The following is a 17,353-nucleotide window of genomic DNA, read 5'->3' on the forward strand; positions in this document are numbered from 1 at the left end:
CTTGGGTATCGTCACTCCCGATGGCCGCAGGCCATCTAGGAGCCTAGCTCCTGCCATTGCCGACTGATCTGACGGAAAGTTCCGGAGATGGGCCCTCAGATGCGCTGGCGCGCATCGAGGGTGACGAACAAAAACAGCGTGGGGATATTTTCGGCATCCCCTGCCCTTACCTCGCGGCATTATTTTCAAGGCGGCGCCTTCATGAGAGCTTCCCCGGCAAAAGATAGCCGGGAGGAAGACATGGACGATATTCTGATCACCGAGAAACGCGGGCACGTGACGGTGCTGACGCTGAACCGACCTGAGGCGATGAATTCGCTCGATTATGAGCTTTATGACGCGCTGGAGAATGCGGTGCGCACCTCGGACGCGCGGGCGATTGTGATTACGGGGTCTGGCACGCGGGCGTTCTGCGCCGGGGACGATGTGAAGAAGATCCTCTCCAAGGGCGCGCCGGTGACGCCGGAGCGGGCGGCCAAGGCGAAAGATACCGGCGGGCTGACGCCTGCGGCCGACGCCCTTCTGCATACGGATATTCCGGTGATTGCGGCGATCAATGGCTTTGCGCTCGGCTGGGGCGCGGAGCTGGCGATCATGGCGGATATGCGGGTGATGTCTGACACCGCCAAGATCGGCGAGATTTTCGTGACGCGGGGGCTCTGCTGTGACGCGCCGGGGCTCGGGCGGCTGGCCCAGCTTGTGGGCCGCGAGAAGGCAAGCGAGCTGCTGTTCACCGGGGACGTGATTGACGCGGCCGAGGCCAAGGCGATTGGCCTGGTGGGCCGGGTGGTGGCGCCGGGGGACCTTATGCCGACGGCGCTGGCACTGGCGGAGAAGATCGCGGCGAACCCGCCCCAAGCGGTCAAATCGCTGAAAGCCGGTTTGCGCCGGACGCTGGACCCGGATTGGCGCGATACGGGCAAATGGGCGATTACCGAAATCCGCCGCCTGATGCAGACCGCCGACGCGAAGGAAAGCGCCGCGGCCTTCATCGAAAAGCGAACGCCGGTCTTCACGGGCAACTGATCGGGCGCTAGACAGGTGACCATGTTTCCAGATCGCCTTCGTAACCTCGCCATGCTGGTGCTCGATGATGCCGAGCGGGCCCGCCTGAAGATCGTGACCGCAGAGAGCTGTACCGGGGGGCTCGTCGCGGCGCTGCTGACCGATATTGCCGGCTCCTCCTCCGTGTTCGAGAGGGGCTTTGTGACCTATTCCAACAAGGCCAAGGAAGAGATGCTGGGCGTGCCCGGCGATGTGCTGGCCGATTTCGGGGCGGTCTCCGAGCCGGTGGCGCGGATGATGGCCGAAGGCGCGATGGCCAACAGCCGGGCGAACATCTCCGTGGCGATTACCGGCGTTGCGGGGCCGGGCGGCGGTACACGGATGAAACCTGTGGGCACCGTCCACATCGCCTGCGCGCGGGAGAACCGGGCCGTGCTGCACGAAATGCTGCAACTGGGCGACATTGGCCGCGAGGGCATCCGCATGGCGGCGGTTGAGACGGCGCTGAACTTGATTCAGGCGCAGACGCGGTAGGGTGGGCTGGCTGCCAACTGATTCATTCAAACGGTTTTCAGGGCTGAGAGCGCCCCCACCCTAGCCCTCCCCATAGTCATGGGGAGGGGACCTGTTGCGTTTTGGGAGAGGTAATGTTTCGACTTGGAGCGACGTGCCCCCTCCCCATGACTATGGGGAGGGTTGGGGTGGGGTCCAATCCGGTAAGATGGGTAACAAAACAGACCGGGGACATGGGTAACAGATTTGCGAGGATGACCATCTGGAGGAGATGGTCATGGGTTGGAGGCGGACAGATCCGATGAACGAGCGTGTTGAGTTCATCGCGGCGTGGCTGAAGGGTGAGGACAGTGTGACAGGGCTGTCTGTGCGGTTCGATATATCGCGCAAGACGGCCTACAAATGGATTGAGCGTTACAAGGCTGCGGGGCCAGCGGGGCTTTATGATGTGTCTCGAGCCCCGCTTTGCCCGGCGGGCGGCACGCCACCGGAGCTGGCGTCCCGTGTGGTGACGCTCCGGCGGGCGCATCCTGCCTGGGGGCCGCGCAAGTTGAAGGCGCGTCTGGAGATGGATGATCCGGGTGTTGCCTGGCCAGCGGCTTCGACGATCGGTGACATTCTCAAGCGCGAAGGGCTTGTATCTCCGCGGCGGTTTCGCCGGCGCGCGGCGCCGATGACAACGCCCTTTGCGCAGGCGCATGCCCCCAACGATGTCTGGTGCATGGACTTCAAGGGCTGGTGGCGTACGGGCGATGGCCAACGCTGTGAGCCGTTCACGGTCTCGGACGCCCTGAGCCGGTATCTTCTGGTCTGCCAGCCTGTCGCGCGCACGGGCTATGATACGGTCTGGCCGGTACTGGCAAAGGCGTTCCGGGACCACGGCCTGCCGCGCGCCATCCGGTCAGACAATGGTCCGCCTTTCGGGTCTGTGGCGGCCGGGGGCCTGTCCCGTCTGGCGGTCAACTTTGTGAAGATGGGCATCTTCCCGGAACGGATCACCCCTGGAAAGCCGCAGGAGAATGGGCGCCATGAGCGTCTGCATCTGACCCTGAAGCGCGAAGCGGCCGATCCGGTCTCCCGCACACTTCGGGCGCAGGCCGCGCGCCTTGTCCGGTTCCGGAAATCCTACAATCATGAGCGTCCGCATGAGGCGCTCGGCCAGAAACCCCCGGCGGCGGTCTATGTGCCAAGCCCGCGCGTATGGGACGGCAAGCTTCGCGCCCCGGACTATCCTGGCGCCACCGAAACCCGCGCGGTCAGGCACGCCGGCACCATTAGATGGCGCGGCGCGGAACCCTTCATCTCCGAAGTGCTGATCGGGGAGCGCGTTGGCCTCTTCCGGACCGGCGAAGACCAATACGACGTCTACTTCGGCCCCATCCTCCTCGGACACATCGACCCGAAAAAACGCATGAACCGCATCAAGCCTGGCAGACCACGGAACATACCATGAAAACTGTAACCCATCTCCCCGGTCTCAAATGTTACCTATGTCCCCGGTTGCACAGTGGGGTGGCTCTCGGCTTGATACCCAAGACGTGTTTCACGCAGCACGTTTGGCCGGACGCAGCGGGCGCTGGCCGGTTTGGAAGCTCAAATTCGGGGTGGCTTTATAGCTAGGAAGTGTCGGCGGTTGCCACGAGGGCGCATTCCCCCTTCGTCAGTCCGCTGCGCGGCCTGCCACTTCCCCCGCTTGCGCAGGGGAAGATAAAGCGTTGTGCTTCGGGGAGAAAGTCTGCCGGGACAGAGGTAGACTAGCATGGATCGCTCCACGGTTTGCGTGTCGGGGAAATTAATCCGTAGCCTGCCGGTTCTGTTCCGGCGACATAGTGAATGTCGATCCGGCCCCACCAGGTGATCGAGATGAGGGCGTCGCCGCGGCCGAGCGCATCGAGCCGGCCGGGCAGCTTGCACAATTCCCGGAAGAGGAACCACCAGAACAGCGGGTGCACAGCTTTGAAATAGCTGGCGAACACCGGATGTGCGCGGAGGCGGTTGAAGTGCGACATGGGCGGAGTTTACGCGCGGCGGCGGAGGGGGTGGACAGGATTTCCGGGAGTTTTTTGTAGGGGGTTGATCGGGATGGGGATTTTTTGGGCGGAGGGGCCGCGATTTGTTGGATAGGGTGGAAGCCCTCACCTCCCATCGCTTTGCGATGGCCTGCTCCGGGCGTTTGCAGCCTCTCCCACAGGGAGAGGAATTTAGGGGCTTTATGCCTTGGGCGCGGAGTAGCGCCGCTGCGCTTCTTCCAGAAAGGCGTTCAGTATACGGTCTACGGCCAGGTCGTGGTTTGCAGCCGCGAGGAAGCCGATGATGGGGTTTCTGAATTCGTAGTTGATTTCCAGCGACACATCGGAGGCGCCGTGGACGCTTTCGGTGATGCGCCATTCGGCAAAGAGTTTGCGGAAAGGACCGCGCACGAGCGAGGCAGTGACGCGGCGGGCCGGTTCGTCGGCGACCACGCGGGTGGTGAAGCGTTCGGTGAAGCCCTTGAAGCCGACGACCGCTTCGCCGAGGCATTCAATGACACCGGGGCCGGCGGCGCGCACTTCAGAGACGCGCAGGGCGGTGATCCATTTTATGAAATCAGGATAGCGGGCGATGTCTGACACCAGCGCAAAGCATTGCGGCGGCCCGTAAGGCACACGCAGGGTCTTGGTGAAGCGCGGCATGCCTTACGCTTTGCGGGCGGCGAGAAAGGCTTCGCGCGCGGCGCGCAGCTGGGCGAAGTCTTCGCCCGCATGGTGGCTGGAGCGCGTGAGCGGGCTGGCCGAGACCATGAGGAAGCCTTTGGCGCGGGCGATTTCTTCATACGCCTTGAACTCTTCGGGCGTGACGAAGCGGTCAATCGCGGCGTGTTTGCGCGTGGGCTGAAGATATTGGCCGATGGTGAGGAAGTCGACGCCGGCAGAGCGCATGTCGTCCATCACCTGCATCACCTCTTCCTTGGTTTCACCCAGGCCCACCATCAGCCCGGATTTGGTGAACTGGGCGGGGTCGCGGTCCTTCACCTTTTGCAGCAGGCGGAGGGAATGGAAATAGCGCGCGCCGGGGCGGATGGTGAGATAGAGGCGCGGGACGGTTTCCAGATTGTGATTGAACACGTCGGGCCGCGCATCGATGACGCGGTTTTCCCAGCCATCCTTGCGCAGGAAATCCGGCGTGAGGATTTCAATCGTCGTGCCGGGCGAGCGTTCGCGGATGGCGTTGATCGTATTGACGAAGTGCATGGCGCCGCCGTCTTCCAGATCGTCGCGGTCAACGGATGTGATGACGACATGGGAGAGGCCCATTTCGGCGACGGCCTCGGCCACGCGGGCGGGCTCGTCTTCTTCCACGCCGGGCTTTGGCTTGCCGGTGGCGACGTTGCAGAAGGAGCAGGCGCGGGTGCAGACCTCGCCCAGGATCATCATGGTGGCGTGTTTCTTGTCCCAGCACTCGCCGATATTGGGGCAGCCGGCCTCCTCGCAGACAGTGACGAGGCCCTTCGACTTCACGATATTGCGGGTCTCGTTATAGCCCTGCGAGGTGGGCGCCTTGACGCGAATCCAGTCCGGCTTGCGCAGAACGGGCGTGTCTGGCCGGGCCTGCTTTTCGGGATGGCGCGGGCGCGGGGCGCCGGAACGGGTGTCTATGAGATTGGCCATGGGGAGGAAATGGACCTTCGAGGCGATTCCATCAAGCGTCAGCGTCTGCAGACGACCCATGCAGGAGGTGGGGCGCACTGGCAATATCTGTTGCAGATATGACGCAACATGACAGAATATTACAAAATTCGGCTCAAGCCGGTATGATTCAGGGCGGAAACCTATGCAGCAATCGATCCAGCCACTGGTGCCCGCACCGCTTGCCTACAAGCCGCAGCGCACCCGCACGGACCTGTTTTCCGCGCTGCTTCGCGCCTCACGCGAGTTTGGCGGCGGCAAGACGATTGTGGTGGACGGCGACGAGCGGGCGCTGACCTATAAGGAAATCATCCGGGCGGCTTTCGGGCTGGGCTCGGCGCTGAAAAAAGGCACCAGGAAAGGCGAGGCGGTGGCCATCATGCTGCCGACCGGCGTGGGCGCGGTGATCGCGTTTTATGCCGTCAGCGCGTTCGGGCGCGTGCCGGCGATGCTGAATTTTACCGCTGGCTCGAAAAACCTGAAGGCGGCGATGAAGGCCGCCAAGGTGAAGCGGATCATCACGGCGCACAAATTTGTGGAACTGGGCGGGCTGGAGACGCTGATCGAGGATCTCTCGAAGGTTGCCGAGATCATCTATCTTGAGGATGTGCGGGAGAATCTGTCGCTCGGCAACAAGCTGACGGCGGTGGCCGGGACGCTGCTGCCGGGGCTGGTGGCGGCGGGGCCGAGCCACAAGAAGCCGGCCGTGATCCTGTTCACATCCGGCACCGAGGGCGAGCCCAAGGGCGTTGTGCTGAGCCATGAGAATGTGATGGCGAATGTCGAGCAGGTGCGCGCGCATATCGGGCTTGGTCCTGATACGGATGTACTGTTCAATCCGCTGCCGATGTTTCACTGTTTCGGGCTGACCGTGGGCGCGATCCTGCCTATTGTGGCGGGCATCAAGGTGTTCTTTCACCCCTCCCCGCTTCAGCCCAAGGAAATCGTGCGCCGGATCAGCGAGCACAAGCCCACGATCATGCTGGCGACCGATACGTTCATTTCGCAATATGCGCGGACGGCGGAAGACGGCGATCTCAGTTCCATTCGCCTCGCTGTTTGCGGCGCAGAGCGGGTGAAGGATGAGACGCGGGCTTATGTTCGCCGGAAGTTTGATATCGAGATTCTGGAAGGATATGGCGCGACCGAAGCGTCACCCGTGGTGGCGGCCAATCAGTGGGAAGATAACCGTCCGGGTACGGTTGGGAAGCTGATGTCGGATATGGAATCGCGGCTGGTGCCGGTGGAGGGCATGCCCGAGGGCGGGAAGCTGCATATTCGCGGGCCCAACATCATGCTGGGTTATCTGCGCCCGTCCAATCCCGGCGTGATCGAGAAGCTGATCGATGGCTGGCATGATACCGGCGACATCGTGACCGTGGACGAGGACGGGTTCATCCGCATCATGGGCCGCGTGAAGCGCTTTGCGAAGATTGGCGGGGAGATGGTGTCGCTCGCCGTGGTGGAGAATTGCGCGGCGGCTGTGTGGCCGGACAATATGCATGCGGCGGTTACCCTGCCCGACCCGAAGAAGGGCGAGCAGGTGATCCTGCTGACCGACGCGCCGGAAGCGACGCGGGAGCCGATCCTGAGCTGGGCAAAGCAGCATGGCGTGCCGGAGATTTCCGTTCCGCGCCGGGTGTTCCGTGTGGCCGAGATCCCCGTGCTGGGGACGGGCAAGGTGGATTATGGCGCCGTGGGGATTGCGGCCGAGCGGCTGATGAACGACTGAGCGCGGCTCAGGCGGCGTTGCTCAGCGGCGCCGCGTTTTCCTCATCCATGAATTCGCGGATCAGCGCGCCGGTTTCCTCGGCGCGGGTGACGAGGAAGAGGTGGCCGCCGCCCTTAATGATGCGCAGCCGAGAATCTGGCAGGGCGAAGTTCAGGATGTGGCCGTTGGCGACGGGCACGATGGAGTCTGCATCGCCCATGATGACCAGCGTTGGCATCTTCAGGAAACGGATGAAGGGAAGGCTCGACCAGCCCGCGAAGGCGAGGATCTGGTAGAGATAGCCTTTGGGGTCTGGCGGCATGAGATTGTCGATATGTCCGCCTGCGGATTCATCGGCCGCGTCGCCATAGAGTTTGGCGAAGTTTTCGCGCATGAATTCGGGATCTGAATAGCGGCGCGTATCGACCATTTTCGAGAGCGAGGCCGGGCGGCCGGGGATCATGGTGACGCCGGCTGTGGTGGCGCACAGGATGAGACGTTTGACGCGGCTGCGATACTGGAAAGCGAATTGCTGGGCGAGCGCGCCGCCCCAGGAGACGCCCATGACGTCCATCTCATCGATGCCGTAGCGGTCGACCAGTTTGCGAATCCAGCGGGCGAGCATCCAGTGGCGGTAGGGCCATTGGGTGACGGGGCTAAGGCCGACGCCGGGGACGTCCAGGGTGAGGATTTCCCGGTCCGGGAACATGCCGCCGAGACCGGAGGCCAGCTCCAGATTGGCGCCGATGCCGTTGAAGAAGACGAGCGGGCGGCCACCCGCCTGCCCTGTCGCGGGCCAATGAGCGACGCGCAGGGTGATACCGTCGATGGTTTCCATCGTGATGACGGGTTTGCGGGCGGTGGCGGGCATCAGCGTATCTTTCTCAAACGGCCTAGTCGTTGAAGACGTAGCGGCCTGGCGCTGCATAGATGGGGGGGAAGGCTTCGTTGCCAAGCACTTTAGGTGCAGCTTTCAGGGCGCCGGAGCGTTCTTTGAGCCATTGGCCCCAGAGCGGCCACCAGGAGCCGGCCTGTTCTTCAGCGGCCAGCGCCCATTCATCCGCCGTCGGTTTGATCTCCTTGCCCCGGAAATACTTCGCCTTCGGATTACCGGGCGGGTTGATCAGGGATTGGAGGTGACCGCTGGAAGAGAGGATGAATTCGACATTCTTCGAGCCGAGCAGAGACGGTGTGCGGTAGCAGGCTTTCCAGGGGGTGATGTGATCTGTGACGCCAGCAACGACGAAGGCATCTGCGGTGACCTTGCTGAGGTCTGCCATATGGCCGGAGACTTCAACCGTACCCGGATTATCGAAAGGTTGGCTGAGGGCAATATCCAGATAATCTGAATGCAGCTGGGCCGGGAGGTTGGTTGTGTCGTTGTTCCAGAACAGAACGTCATAGGGCGGAGGATCTTCGCCCATGAGATAGTTGTTGACGACATAGTTCCAAATGAGGTCGTTCGGGCGCATCCAGGCAAACATGCGGGCAAGGTCATCGCCCTTCAGGATGCCGCGGGATTTGGAATACTTGCGCGCGATTTCGAGGCTGCCATCCGACACGATCTGGCCAATGTCGCTGTCGTCGCGCTGGGGGTTGAGCACGCAGACCATGAAGGTGAGCGAGTTGATGCGTTTGTCATCGGCGGCGGCAAGAAGGCTCGCGAAGGTGGCCGTGGTGATGCCGCCCGAGCAGGCGCCGGAGACGTTGATCTTAGGCGACTTCGTGATCTTGCGGATGACTTCGCTGGCCTGGACGAGGCTGTCGATATAGTCGTTCATCCCCCAGTCTTTGTGCTTCTTGGTGGGGTTGCGCCACGAAATCACAAAGGTCTGCTGTTCCATCGCGAGGAGGAACTGGACCATCGACGTCATCGGCGTGAGGTCCATGGCGTAGAATTTGTTGATCTGTGGGGGAATTATCAGGATCGGGGTCTTGTGGACCTTCTCGGTGAGCGGGGCATACTGGATCAGCTCCAGCATCTCGTTTTTCCAGACCACCTGCCCTTTTGAAACGGCGAGATTTTCACCAACCTTGAAGGGACGTTTATCGACCTGGGACGGGAGACCGCCATTCTTGGTGAGGTCGTCGTAGAGGTTTTTCATGCCCTTGAGCAGGGAGAGGCCGCCCGAATCCACGACGCGCTTGGTGGCGGCCGGATTGCCCACGAGGGAGTTTGTGGGCGCGAGGGCATCGGTGATCATGCCCATGACGAATTTGGCGCGCGCCTGTTCCAGCTCGCCCATCTTGATCTCGTTGACCCAGGCGTGGAGGTGTTCCTGGGTGGCCAGATAGGTCTGCATGCCGCGCTTGTAGAAGGGATTATGCTCCCAGGCGGGGTCCTTGAAGCGGCGGTCTTTCTTGTCGGCTTCGCGCTTGGACTTGCCCAGCAGGATCTGGGTGTTTTCGGCCGTGATCTTGCCGGCGGTCCTGGCGGTGGTGACCGGGTTGGTCATCGTGGAGCGCAGCATCAGACCCACGGCGCCGAGCAGTTCCTGGCGGTTGAAGCCGCCCAGCAGCGGGTTCAGCGCGGCGGTGTTTTCAGCCGCATTGCGGGCAATCTCGTCTTTCGGTGACGTCATGGTAGTTCCTCCCCAAAGGCTTCCGGACGTTCACCGGGTTCCTTACCCAGCCGCCGGTTTTAACCATGATCCCTTTCTTTTCCTGAAAGAGAACATGACAAAGTTTATGACAAAATTCGTTCCACAGTCAGTTTTCTCTGTCAAACTACAGTTGTGGCCATGAAAACGCGCGACCGTATCCTTCAGGTGAGCCTGCTTCTCTTCAATGAAGAGGGCGAGGCGCAGCTTTCGTCTGTGGATGTGGCCAACGCGCTCGAGATCAGTCCGGGTAACCTCTATTATCACTTCAAGGGCAAGGACGCGATTATCCGCGCCCTTTACGAGCGGTTTGAAGAGGAGATGCGCGTCATCCTGCGCGGCTCCAGCGGGGGCGTTGCCTCGATTGAGGACAACTGGGTCTACATCTACATCCTGCTGGAAGAGATATACGACTTCCGCTTCTTCTACCGCGACCTTGCCGGGCTGATTGCTCGTTACCCCGATCTGGCTGGCCGCTTTCGCGCGCTGATCGCCGAAAAACGGCAGACTATCTTACGCATCCTGGATGATCTGGCGCGGCTGGACGTGATCGATATAGATCCGCGCCTGATGCCGCCCCTGACCGATCAGATCATCACCACACTGACCTTCTGGCTGGCGGGGGACAGTCTGACCCGGGAAAGCCATGATGGCCCTGCCCTGATCCATAAAACCGTATTCCAGGTGATGTGTCTGATCGTGCCGTATATGGGCAAGGACGGACATGGCGCGCTAAGCGGCATGATCCGCCACTTCAAGGAAACGCAATCTTGAAAAGGACGGTTTGAGAAGAGCGGGAAGCCGTTCTGGCTCCCCGCCCCGTCTCGGAACTGGCTTTAGCTCGCGAGTTTCTTCGCTTGCTTGGCCCACTCGTCCCGCAGCACGCGGCCACGGGCGCCGATTTCAGCGTCGAGCGCTTCAAGCTCGGCTTTCTTCATGGCGGCGATCTGAGCAAAGCGCGTGATGCCGGCTGCGTGCAGTTTCTTCACCATGGCCGGGCCAACGCCGTTGATCTGCGAGAGATCGTCAGCGACTTCCGCTTCGATGGGCTCCATCGCGGCCTTGACGGCCTTACTGGCGCGCGTGGCGACGCGCTTGGCGGTCTTGGCGACATCTGCGCCGGTTTCGGTGGCGACGGATTCGATCTCAGCAGTGAGGCGCGCGATGCGTTCTTTCAGGTGAAGGTCGTTTGCCTTGGTGCGGGCCTTGGCCGACACGGTGGCGACTTCATCTTCCAGCTTTTCTACGCGGCGGGCGAAGGCTTCACGGGCGGTGCCCATGCCTTTGACGCCGAGCAGGTCGCGCATGCGGTCCATGCGGGATTCGAACTGGCCCTGGGCTTTCGACTGGAAGTCGCGAGCCGTTTCGACGGCCTTGGACATGCGGCCGCTGGCTTTGGTGAAGCCTTCGTTGCCGGCGAGGCGGGCGCGAACGTCCTGCTCGATTTCGGCGCCGCGCTTGACGAGGTCTTCAAAGACTTCGGCGGACTGTTTGTTGACGACGGTGGCACCGGCCAGCGCGCTGTCATAGGCTTTGCCATAGGCGCCGACACCGGCGAGCCAGATCTTGTAGGCCATCTCGGTGGATTGGGCCTCGATTGCCTTGCCTGCAGCCTTTGCTTTGGCGCGAGCGGCGGTCTTGGGGGTCTTGGTAGCCATGAGTTTCTCCCTGGCGGCTTGGTTCATGGGATGGGATTTAGGGAAAAAGTCTAGAAAGCGCATACTAATCGCGGCTGCGTGCTTGAATCCCGTCGCGGAAGGCCTCTATCCACTGTGGCAGAGAAACAAAAGGAGACCTCCCATGAGCGCAGTTGATTATCAGGTGGACGGAAAGACCTATGAGGGCTGGCTGGTCATGCCCGAGGGCAAGACGAATGTTCCGGTCGTGGTGATCGCCCATGCCTGGGGCGGGCTGACCGACAATGAAAAACAGAAAGCCGGCATCATCGCGAAGGAGTTCGGCTATGCCGCCTTCGCGGTGGACGTTTACGGCAAGGGCAAGCGCGGCACGAATGTGGAAGAGAACCAGGCGCTGATGAACCCGCTGGTGGGCGACCGGGCCGAGTTGCAGAAGCGCCTTGCGGGCGGGCTGGCCGCAGCCAAGGCGCAGACAGGCGTAGACCCGTCGAAAGCCGCCGCGATCGGCTTCTGCTTTGGCGGTCTTTGCGTGCTGGACATGGCGCGGGCGAACCAGGACGTGCTGGGCGTAGCGTCTTTCCACGGACTTTTCCGCCCGGCGGAGAATATTCCGCAGCCGAAGATCAAGGCGAAGGTTCTGATCGAGCATGGCTGGCTGGACCCTATGGCGACGCCGGAAGATTTCCTGGCAATCTCCAAGGAGTTTGAAGGCGCAGACTGGCAGGCGCATGTGCACGGCAATGGCTACCACTCGTTCACGACGGTGGGCGCGAACAATCCGGACATGGGCACGGTTTACAATGCCGACGCTGACCGTCGCAGCTTTGCGTACCTCAAGACGTTCCTGACCGAACTGTTTGGTTAATCTGGAATCGGATTATCTGAATACGGAAAAGGCGGAAAACCCATCAGGGTTTTCCGCCTTTTTCTTTGGTTGTTTCTGAGGCTCAGTCTGCGCGGAGGGCGTAGCCGGCGGAGCGGACGGTGCGGATGGGGTCTTCCCCGCCGCTCTGGCGAAGCGCCTTGCGCAGGCGGCCGACATGCACGTCCACCGTACGGGCTTCAACATAGACATCCGAGCCCCATACTGTGTCGAGGAGCTGTTCGCGCGAGAAGACGCGGCCCGGATGCTGCATGAAATAGTCCAGCAGGCGGAATTCCGTGGGGCCGAGGTGGATGTCTTCATTGTTGCGGGAGACGCGGTGGGCGACGCGGTCGATCTCGATGTCGCCGACCGTGATGCGGTCTTCCTTGAGGCCGGGACGGATGCGGCGCAGGACCGCGCGGACGCGGGCCATCAGCTCGGTGGTCGAGAAAGGCTTGGTGACGTAATCGTCCGCGCCTGTATCAAGTCCGCGGATGCGGTCGCTCTCTTCACCGCGCGCGGTGAGCATGATGATCGGGAGGTTTGGATTGACACCGGTGGCGCGGACGCGGCGGCAGATTTCGATACCGCTGACCTTGGGCAGCATCCAGTCCAACAGCAGCAGGTCTGGTATGCGTTCGTCGATCATCATCAGCGCTTCCTCGCCATCAGCAGCGATGGCGACGTCATAGTCTTCCCGCTTGAGATTGTAGAGCAGCAGCTCGGAGACGGCGCTTTCGTCTTCTGCGACAAGCACGTAGGGTTTCATCATTCGGCTCCGTAAATTGTTCCGATGGACGTCAGACCTGGTCCAGCTTCGGCCGTTCCATGGTCGACAGGTATTCTCCCACTGCCTGGTAGTAGACGAATTCGGCGATGTTGGTGCAGTGATCGCCAATCCGTTCCAGGTTCTTCGCTATAAAGAGCATATGTGCCCCGGCGCTGATGCGGCGGGGGTCTTCGATGAGGTAGGTGACCATTTCGCGGAAGACCGCGTTGTAATGCTGGTCGATGTCGTCGTCGCTGGACCAGACGTTCTTGGCGAGCGCCGAATTGCTGGAGGCGTAGGCATCGAGCACTTCGTTGAGCTGGCGCGCGACGGGCCGCGACATGCGCAGGATGGCGTTGCGCATTTCCGCGCTGACGAAATCATCCAGGCGCAGGGCGCGTTTGGCGATGTTCTTGGAGAGGTCGCCAATGCGCTCAAGCTCGTTGGACGTTTTCAGGGCAGAGAGGATCATGCGCAGGTCGTGGCCCATGGGCTGGCGGCGCGCGATGAGGCTGACGATCTGCTTTTCGACTTCGGCTTCGATGACATCGACCTGCGGATCGCGGGCGATGACTTCCCTGGCAAGGACGGGATCATTGATGCTGAGCGCCCGGCAGGAGTCCGCGATCATCGTTTCCACGATGCCGCCCATGCGCATGATGTCCGAGGAGAGCTTGTCCAGCTCATCCGAATAGGCAGAGACGATATGATCCGACATATGCTTCTCCCTCAACCGAACCGGCCGGTGATGTAGTCTTCGGTCCGCTTTTCGCGCGGATTGGTAAAGATCTGTTCTGTCTCTCCCATCTCGATGAGATTGCCTAGGTGGAAGAAGGCGGTGCGCTGGCTGACGCGGGCAGCCTGTTGCATGGAGTGCGTGACGATGACGATGCAGTAGCGCTTGCGCAGCTCGTCGATCAGTTCCTCGATGCGGGCCGTTGCCACGGGGTCGAGCGCCGAACAGGGCTCATCCATCAGGATCACTTCGGGGCGCACGGCGATGGCGCGGGCGATGCAGAGACGCTGTTGCTGGCCGCCCGAGAGGCTGGTGCCGGGGGCCTGGAGGCGATCCTTCACCTCTTCCCAGAGACCGGCGCGGCGGAGCGACTTCTCGACGATGGCGTCAAGGTCTTCGCGGCTGGAGGCGAGGCCGTGGATGCGCGGGCCATAGGCGATGTTGTCGTAGATGGATTTGGGGAACGGATTTGGCTTCTGGAACACCATGCCGACGCGCGAGCGCAGGAGCACAGGATCAATCGAGTGATCGTTGATGTCCTGCCCGTCCATGAGGATCTGGCCTTCAACACGGCAATTCTCGATCGTGTCGTTCATGCGGTTAAGGCATCGCAGGAAGGTAGACTTGCCACAGCCTGACGGGCCGATCAGCGCGGTGACCGCGCGGTCCGGGAATGACAGAGAGACATTGTGAATTGCCTGATCCGCGCCGTAAAAAACGCGGATGTCGCGGCAATCAATCCGCGGCGCGGCGACTGGCGGGGCCTCGGCGGAGGGCGTCAGCACAGCCCCCTCGGCCTGCGGTCTGTGATCCGTATCCATTACCATCTCCGCTCGTATTTACGTCTGAGGAATACCACCAACCCGTTCATCAGCAAAAGCACCGCCAAAAGAATGACGATCATCGCGGATGTCATCGGCTCCCAGGCGCGTTCTGCATTGTTTGACCAGGAGAAGATCAGCACCGGCATGACGGTGGACTCATCCGTCGGGCTGGAAGGCACATCGCCCACGAAAGCGACCATGCCGATCAACAGCAGCGGCGCGGTTTCACCCAGCGCGCGGGCCATGCCGAGGATGGCGCCCGTGAGGATGCCGGGCGCCGCGAGCGGCACCACATGATGGAAAACGGTCTGCATCTGCGAGGCACCAATGGCCAGCGCGCCCGAGCGCACCGACGGCGGAACCGCCTTGAGCGCAGCGCGCGCGGCGATGATCACCACGGGGAACGTCATCAGCGCCAGCACAAGGCCGCCAACCAATGGCGCAGACCGGGGCATGCCGAGGAAGTTGATATAGACCGCCGCGCCGAGCAGACCGAACACAATGGAGGGAACCGCGGCGAGATTGTTGATGTTCACCTCGATGAAATCGGTCAGCCGGTTCTTGGGCGCGAATTCTTCCAGATAGACCGCCGCCAGAATGCCGATCGGAATGGCGACCAGCGCTGTGACGAGCATCGTGAACAGGGAGCCGACCAGGGCGGCGAGGCCGCCGGCAAGCTCGGGATAGGTGGAGTCCGAATGGGTCAGCAGGCTCCAGCGGGGCACGCGGGAAATCCGGCCCATCTCCTGAAGGGCAAGCGTCCAGGCGATCTGCTGGTCGGAGACAACGCGCTGAGCTTCGGGGAGCGCGATGATGCGAGCGGTCGCGGTGGCGCCCTGAAATGCGTCCAGCGTGCCGGTGAGCAGTTCCAGGCGAGCGGTGCCAGGCTCGATGCCTTGCAGGCGCCCTGTCGCCGCGCCGGCGGTGAGTAGGACCGAGCCATCTTCAAGGTTTACGCCATCTGATTCCAGCGTGGTCATGGCCGTGCGGATGGGCGTGAAAGCGCCCTGCCCTGTCAGCAGCACGCTGCCATCTTCCTGCGCGGCGACCGATGTGATGCCGCTGACGCGTACGCGGCGCTCGGCGAAGGCCTGACCTTTCAGGTAAAGGTCGAGATCGTCGTTCAGCGGCGCAGCAAGCTCTATCTCGTTTCCGATCAGCTGGGGCCGGGCGGCGACTTTCCGGGCGGCGGGAAGCACGGCCAGACGGGTAATGAATTCTGACACTTCCAGGCGCGTGGCGCGGTCGCGGTCCGATTCGGGGAAGGTTGCGATCAGATTGTCGCGCACCAGTTCCCAGAAGCCATCGACATTGCGGGCAATCTCTTCGGGCGTGTTTTCACCGGGCGGCGCGATGACAGCGGGGTCGAGCGTGATGTCGTAGCGCGCGACATGGTAGGTTGCCGCCGAAATGGCCTGCGAGCCGATGGACAGCGCCAGCATCACCAGCGCGCCGAGCGCCAGGAAGATCGCGCCCATGCCATACAGGCGGAAGCGCACATCCGACGCGCGGCGGCGCTTGAGGCGTTTCAGGGCATCGGGCTTTGAAAAGGGCGAGGCGGCCGGATCAGTCATACTTTTCCCGGTATTTCTGGACCACGCGCAGGGCGATCACGTTGAAGATCAGCGTTACGGCAAACAGAACGAGGCCAAGGGCGAACGCGGAGAGGGTCTTGGGATCGTCAAAACCCGTTTCGCCGGTCATCAGCGAGACGATCTGGACGGTGATGGTTGTGAGGTCAGACGTCGGGTCCATCGAGATGCGGGCGCTTTTGCCTGCGGCCATGACCACGATCATCGTTTCGCCGATGGCGCGGGAGACCGCCAGCAGCAGCGCAGCGATGATGCCGGGGAGCGCGGCGGGGACCACGACATTGCGGACGGTCTCGGACTTGGTGGCGCCGAGCGCATAAGCGCCGTCGCGCAGGGTCTGGGGCACGGCGTTGATCACGTCATCGGAGAGCGAGGACACAAACGGTATGACCATGATGCCCATGACAAGACCGGCGGCGAGCGCGCTGGTCGGCTGGGCCGCCAGCAGCGGTTCGGTGGCGAGACCGGTATTGATGAGCGTCTCGTTGATCCAGATCGCCACGGAGCGCACCGCGGGCGCGACGACCAGCAGCGCAAAGAAGCCGTACACCACGGTGGGAATACCGGCGAGGATTTCCAGGATCGGCTTGATCCACGCGCGGGCCCTGGGGCCGGCATATTCGGAGAGGTAGATCGCCGAGAAGAGGCCGATGGGCGCGGCGACGGCCATGGCGATCAGGGCGATCATGAAGGTGCCGAAGAAGAGTGGCAGGGCGCCGAACTCTGCCTCGGTCTGGGCGTTCCAGCGCGTGCCGAAGAGGAAATCCCAGATCGGGACGACGCGGAAGAACTGGATGCTTTCGTACAACAGGGACACCACGATGCCGACCGTGGTGGCGATGGCGACGACGGCGCAGAGGAACAGCACGCTTTCCATGCCCCGCTCGACCAGCGAGCGTGCCCGGAAGCTGGCGGCAAGGCGGCGGCGGGCAAAGACGAGCCCGCCCAGCGCGCCAAACACCATCAGCGCCAGGGCGCCGATGTTCAGGCCGCCCTGAATCTCGAGATACCGATTGGTGACCGCCGTGAAGACCAGATCCGTGCCGGCATAGTCCGTCGACCGGGCCGCTTGGGCCACGGAGTCGAGATAGGTCTGCATTTCGGCGGCGGAGAGAAGCTCGAAGGCGGGGGGCAGTTCACTTGTCAGCTGGCCGCGAGAGACCGCTTCGGCGCCCAGGGCATAAGCGAGCGCCACCAGAATGGCCGGAAGGACCGCCCACATGGCGACAAAATAGCCGTGATAGTTGGGCCGGGAGTGTAGCTCGGGGGCACCAGACAACAGAAGACGCTCGGCGCGGACGCGGCCGACGAAGAACGCTACGGATGCAAAGACCGCGATAAGCGCGATCAGTAGCCAGCCCATGGGCAGGAGACCGAGCTGCTGAAGCATGAACTTCCTTCCGGGGTGATACGAGCCCCAAATAGAAGAAGGCCGC

The 17,353-nt window shown here is 62.2% G+C and carries 17 protein-coding genes; 6 read left to right on the top strand and 11 right to left on the bottom strand.

Annotated elements, in window-relative coordinates; genetic code table 11:
• Positions 1-240 precede the first annotated feature (240 nt).
• The 3 genes from HNE_RS09975 (at position 241) to HNE_RS09985 (ending at position 2,971) form a co-directional block, all read left to right on the top strand.
• Entirely contained in the window at positions 241-1,026 is a 786-nt protein-coding gene (locus HNE_RS09975) for an enoyl-CoA hydratase/isomerase family protein (protein ID WP_011647015.1), read from the top strand.
• Between the two features lie 21 nt (positions 1,027-1,047).
• Positions 1,048-1,539 carry a CinA family protein gene (locus HNE_RS09980; RefSeq protein WP_035592438.1) on the top strand — a complete coding sequence of 164 codons (492 nt, stop codon included), beginning with the start codon at positions 1,048-1,050 and terminating at the stop codon, positions 1,537-1,539.
• Positions 1,540-1,795: 256 nt separating this feature from the next.
• Entirely contained in the window at positions 1,796-2,971 is a 1,176-nt protein-coding gene (locus HNE_RS09985) for an IS481-like element ISHne2 family transposase (RefSeq protein ID WP_011645512.1), read from the top strand.
• Positions 2,972-3,272: 301 nt separating this feature from the next.
• On the opposite strand, the gene HNE_RS09990 is transcribed toward HNE_RS09985, so the two are convergent.
• From HNE_RS09990 to lipA, 3 genes are all read right to left on the bottom strand, one after another.
• Entirely contained in the window at positions 3,273-3,527 is a 255-nt protein-coding gene (locus HNE_RS09990; protein WP_011647017.1) for a hypothetical protein, read from the bottom strand.
• Positions 3,528-3,728: 201 nt separating this feature from the next.
• Positions 3,729-4,190: a type II toxin-antitoxin system RatA family toxin gene (locus HNE_RS09995; protein WP_011647018.1), complete on the bottom strand. Its 462-nt coding sequence runs from the start codon at positions 4,188-4,190 to the stop codon at positions 3,729-3,731.
• A gap of 3 nt (positions 4,191-4,193) precedes the next feature.
• Complete coding sequence (lipA, locus tag HNE_RS10000) at positions 4,194-5,165, bottom strand: lipoyl synthase (RefSeq protein ID WP_035592790.1); 972 nt, start codon at positions 5,163-5,165, stop codon at positions 4,194-4,196.
• 163 nt (positions 5,166-5,328) lie between these two features.
• On the opposite strand from lipA, the gene HNE_RS10005 reads away from it, so the two are divergent.
• A complete protein-coding gene (locus HNE_RS10005) occupies positions 5,329-6,915 on the top strand; it encodes an AMP-binding protein (protein ID WP_011647020.1) in 1,587 nt (528 codons plus the stop codon).
• Between the two features lie 7 nt (positions 6,916-6,922).
• On the opposite strand, the gene HNE_RS10010 is transcribed toward HNE_RS10005, so the two are convergent.
• Together HNE_RS10010 and HNE_RS10015 are read right to left on the bottom strand one after the other, a co-directional pair.
• Complete coding sequence (locus HNE_RS10010) at positions 6,923-7,765, bottom strand: alpha/beta fold hydrolase (RefSeq protein WP_011647021.1); 843 nt, start codon at positions 7,763-7,765, stop codon at positions 6,923-6,925.
• A 22-nt stretch (positions 7,766-7,787) separates the two neighbouring features.
• Positions 7,788-9,476: an alpha/beta fold hydrolase gene (locus HNE_RS10015; protein ID WP_011647022.1), complete on the bottom strand. Its 1,689-nt coding sequence runs from the start codon at positions 9,474-9,476 to the stop codon at positions 7,788-7,790.
• Between the two features lie 159 nt (positions 9,477-9,635).
• On the opposite strand from HNE_RS10015, the gene HNE_RS10020 reads away from it, so the two are divergent.
• Positions 9,636-10,268, top strand: a complete 633-nt coding sequence (locus HNE_RS10020) for a TetR/AcrR family transcriptional regulator (protein ID WP_011647023.1) — start codon at positions 9,636-9,638, stop codon at positions 10,266-10,268.
• Positions 10,269-10,330: 62 nt separating this feature from the next.
• On the opposite strand, the gene HNE_RS18015 is transcribed toward HNE_RS10020, so the two are convergent.
• Complete coding sequence (locus tag HNE_RS18015; RefSeq protein ID WP_049755105.1) at positions 10,331-11,152, bottom strand: phasin family protein; 822 nt, start codon at positions 11,150-11,152, stop codon at positions 10,331-10,333.
• Positions 11,153-11,294: 142 nt separating this feature from the next.
• Here HNE_RS18015 and HNE_RS10030 point away from each other — a divergent pair, with 142 nt between their 5' ends.
• Positions 11,295-11,996, top strand: coding sequence for a dienelactone hydrolase family protein (locus HNE_RS10030; RefSeq protein ID WP_011647024.1), 702 nt, complete (start codon positions 11,295-11,297; stop codon positions 11,994-11,996).
• A gap of 82 nt (positions 11,997-12,078) precedes the next feature.
• Here HNE_RS10030 and phoB read toward each other — a convergent pair whose 3' ends face one another.
• The 5 genes from phoB to pstC are packed head-to-tail and all read right to left on the bottom strand — an operon-like array spanning position 12,079 to position 17,307.
• Positions 12,079-12,765 carry a phosphate regulon transcriptional regulator PhoB gene (gene phoB, locus HNE_RS10035; protein ID WP_011647025.1) on the bottom strand — a complete coding sequence of 229 codons (687 nt, stop codon included), beginning with the start codon at positions 12,763-12,765 and terminating at the stop codon, positions 12,079-12,081.
• Positions 12,766-12,796: 31 nt separating this feature from the next.
• The gene (gene phoU, locus HNE_RS10040) at positions 12,797-13,483 is read right to left on the bottom strand and encodes a phosphate signaling complex protein PhoU (RefSeq protein ID WP_011647026.1); all 687 of its coding nucleotides are present in this window, start codon (positions 13,481-13,483) and stop codon (positions 12,797-12,799) included.
• Between the two features lie 11 nt (positions 13,484-13,494).
• Positions 13,495-14,322 (bottom strand): phosphate ABC transporter ATP-binding protein PstB, encoded by an 828-nt coding sequence (gene pstB, locus HNE_RS10045; RefSeq protein WP_011647027.1) that lies wholly within the window; start codon positions 14,320-14,322, stop codon positions 13,495-13,497.
• Positions 14,322-15,899, bottom strand: a complete 1,578-nt coding sequence (gene pstA, locus HNE_RS10050; protein WP_011647028.1) for a phosphate ABC transporter permease PstA — start codon at positions 15,897-15,899, stop codon at positions 14,322-14,324. The genes pstB and pstA overlap by 1 nt, the downstream gene beginning before the upstream one ends.
• Positions 15,892-17,307 (bottom strand): phosphate ABC transporter permease subunit PstC, encoded by a 1,416-nt coding sequence (gene pstC / locus HNE_RS10055; protein ID WP_011647029.1) that lies wholly within the window; start codon positions 17,305-17,307, stop codon positions 15,892-15,894. The genes pstA and pstC overlap by 8 nt, the downstream gene beginning before the upstream one ends.
• Positions 17,308-17,353 lie beyond the last annotated feature (46 nt).

The sequence above is a fragment of the Hyphomonas neptunium ATCC 15444 genome, from assembly GCF_000013025.1.
GTDB lineage: Bacteria > Pseudomonadota > Alphaproteobacteria > Caulobacterales > Hyphomonadaceae > Hyphomonas > Hyphomonas neptunia.

What these genes read in the sequence shown, in the direction of transcription:
- HNE_RS09975 (WP_011647015.1), top strand. Translation starts at nt 241, where the DNA reads ATGGACGATATTCTGATCACCGAGAAACGCGGGCACGTGACGGTGCTG.
- HNE_RS09980 (WP_035592438.1), top strand. Translation starts at nt 1,048, where the DNA reads ATGTTTCCAGATCGCCTTCGTAACCTCGCCATGCTGGTGCTCGATGAT.
- HNE_RS09985 (WP_011645512.1), top strand. Translation starts at nt 1,796, where the DNA reads ATGGGTTGGAGGCGGACAGATCCGATGAACGAGCGTGTTGAGTTCATC.
- HNE_RS09990 (WP_011647017.1), bottom strand. Translation starts at nt 3,527, where the DNA reads ATGTCGCACTTCAACCGCCTCCGCGCACATCCGGTGTTCGCCAGCTAT.
- HNE_RS09995 (WP_011647018.1), bottom strand. Translation starts at nt 4,190, where the DNA reads ATGCCGCGCTTCACCAAGACCCTGCGTGTGCCTTACGGGCCGCCGCAA.
- lipA (WP_035592790.1), bottom strand. Translation starts at nt 5,165, where the DNA reads ATGGCCAATCTCATAGACACCCGTTCCGGCGCCCCGCGCCCGCGCCAT.
- HNE_RS10005 (WP_011647020.1), top strand. Translation starts at nt 5,329, where the DNA reads ATGCAGCAATCGATCCAGCCACTGGTGCCCGCACCGCTTGCCTACAAG.
- HNE_RS10010 (WP_011647021.1), bottom strand. Translation starts at nt 7,765, where the DNA reads ATGCCCGCCACCGCCCGCAAACCCGTCATCACGATGGAAACCATCGAC.
- HNE_RS10015 (WP_011647022.1), bottom strand. Translation starts at nt 9,476, where the DNA reads ATGACGTCACCGAAAGACGAGATTGCCCGCAATGCGGCTGAAAACACC.
- HNE_RS10020 (WP_011647023.1), top strand. Translation starts at nt 9,636, where the DNA reads ATGAAAACGCGCGACCGTATCCTTCAGGTGAGCCTGCTTCTCTTCAAT.
- HNE_RS18015 (WP_049755105.1), bottom strand. Translation starts at nt 11,152, where the DNA reads ATGGCTACCAAGACCCCCAAGACCGCCGCTCGCGCCAAAGCAAAGGCT.
- HNE_RS10030 (WP_011647024.1), top strand. Translation starts at nt 11,295, where the DNA reads ATGAGCGCAGTTGATTATCAGGTGGACGGAAAGACCTATGAGGGCTGG.
- phoB (WP_011647025.1), bottom strand. Translation starts at nt 12,765, where the DNA reads ATGAAACCCTACGTGCTTGTCGCAGAAGACGAAAGCGCCGTCTCCGAG.
- phoU (WP_011647026.1), bottom strand. Translation starts at nt 13,483, where the DNA reads ATGTCGGATCATATCGTCTCTGCCTATTCGGATGAGCTGGACAAGCTC.
- pstB (WP_011647027.1), bottom strand. Translation starts at nt 14,322, where the DNA reads ATGGATACGGATCACAGACCGCAGGCCGAGGGGGCTGTGCTGACGCCC.
- pstA (WP_011647028.1), bottom strand. Translation starts at nt 15,899, where the DNA reads ATGACTGATCCGGCCGCCTCGCCCTTTTCAAAGCCCGATGCCCTGAAA.
- pstC (WP_011647029.1), bottom strand. Translation starts at nt 17,307, where the DNA reads ATGCTTCAGCAGCTCGGTCTCCTGCCCATGGGCTGGCTACTGATCGCG.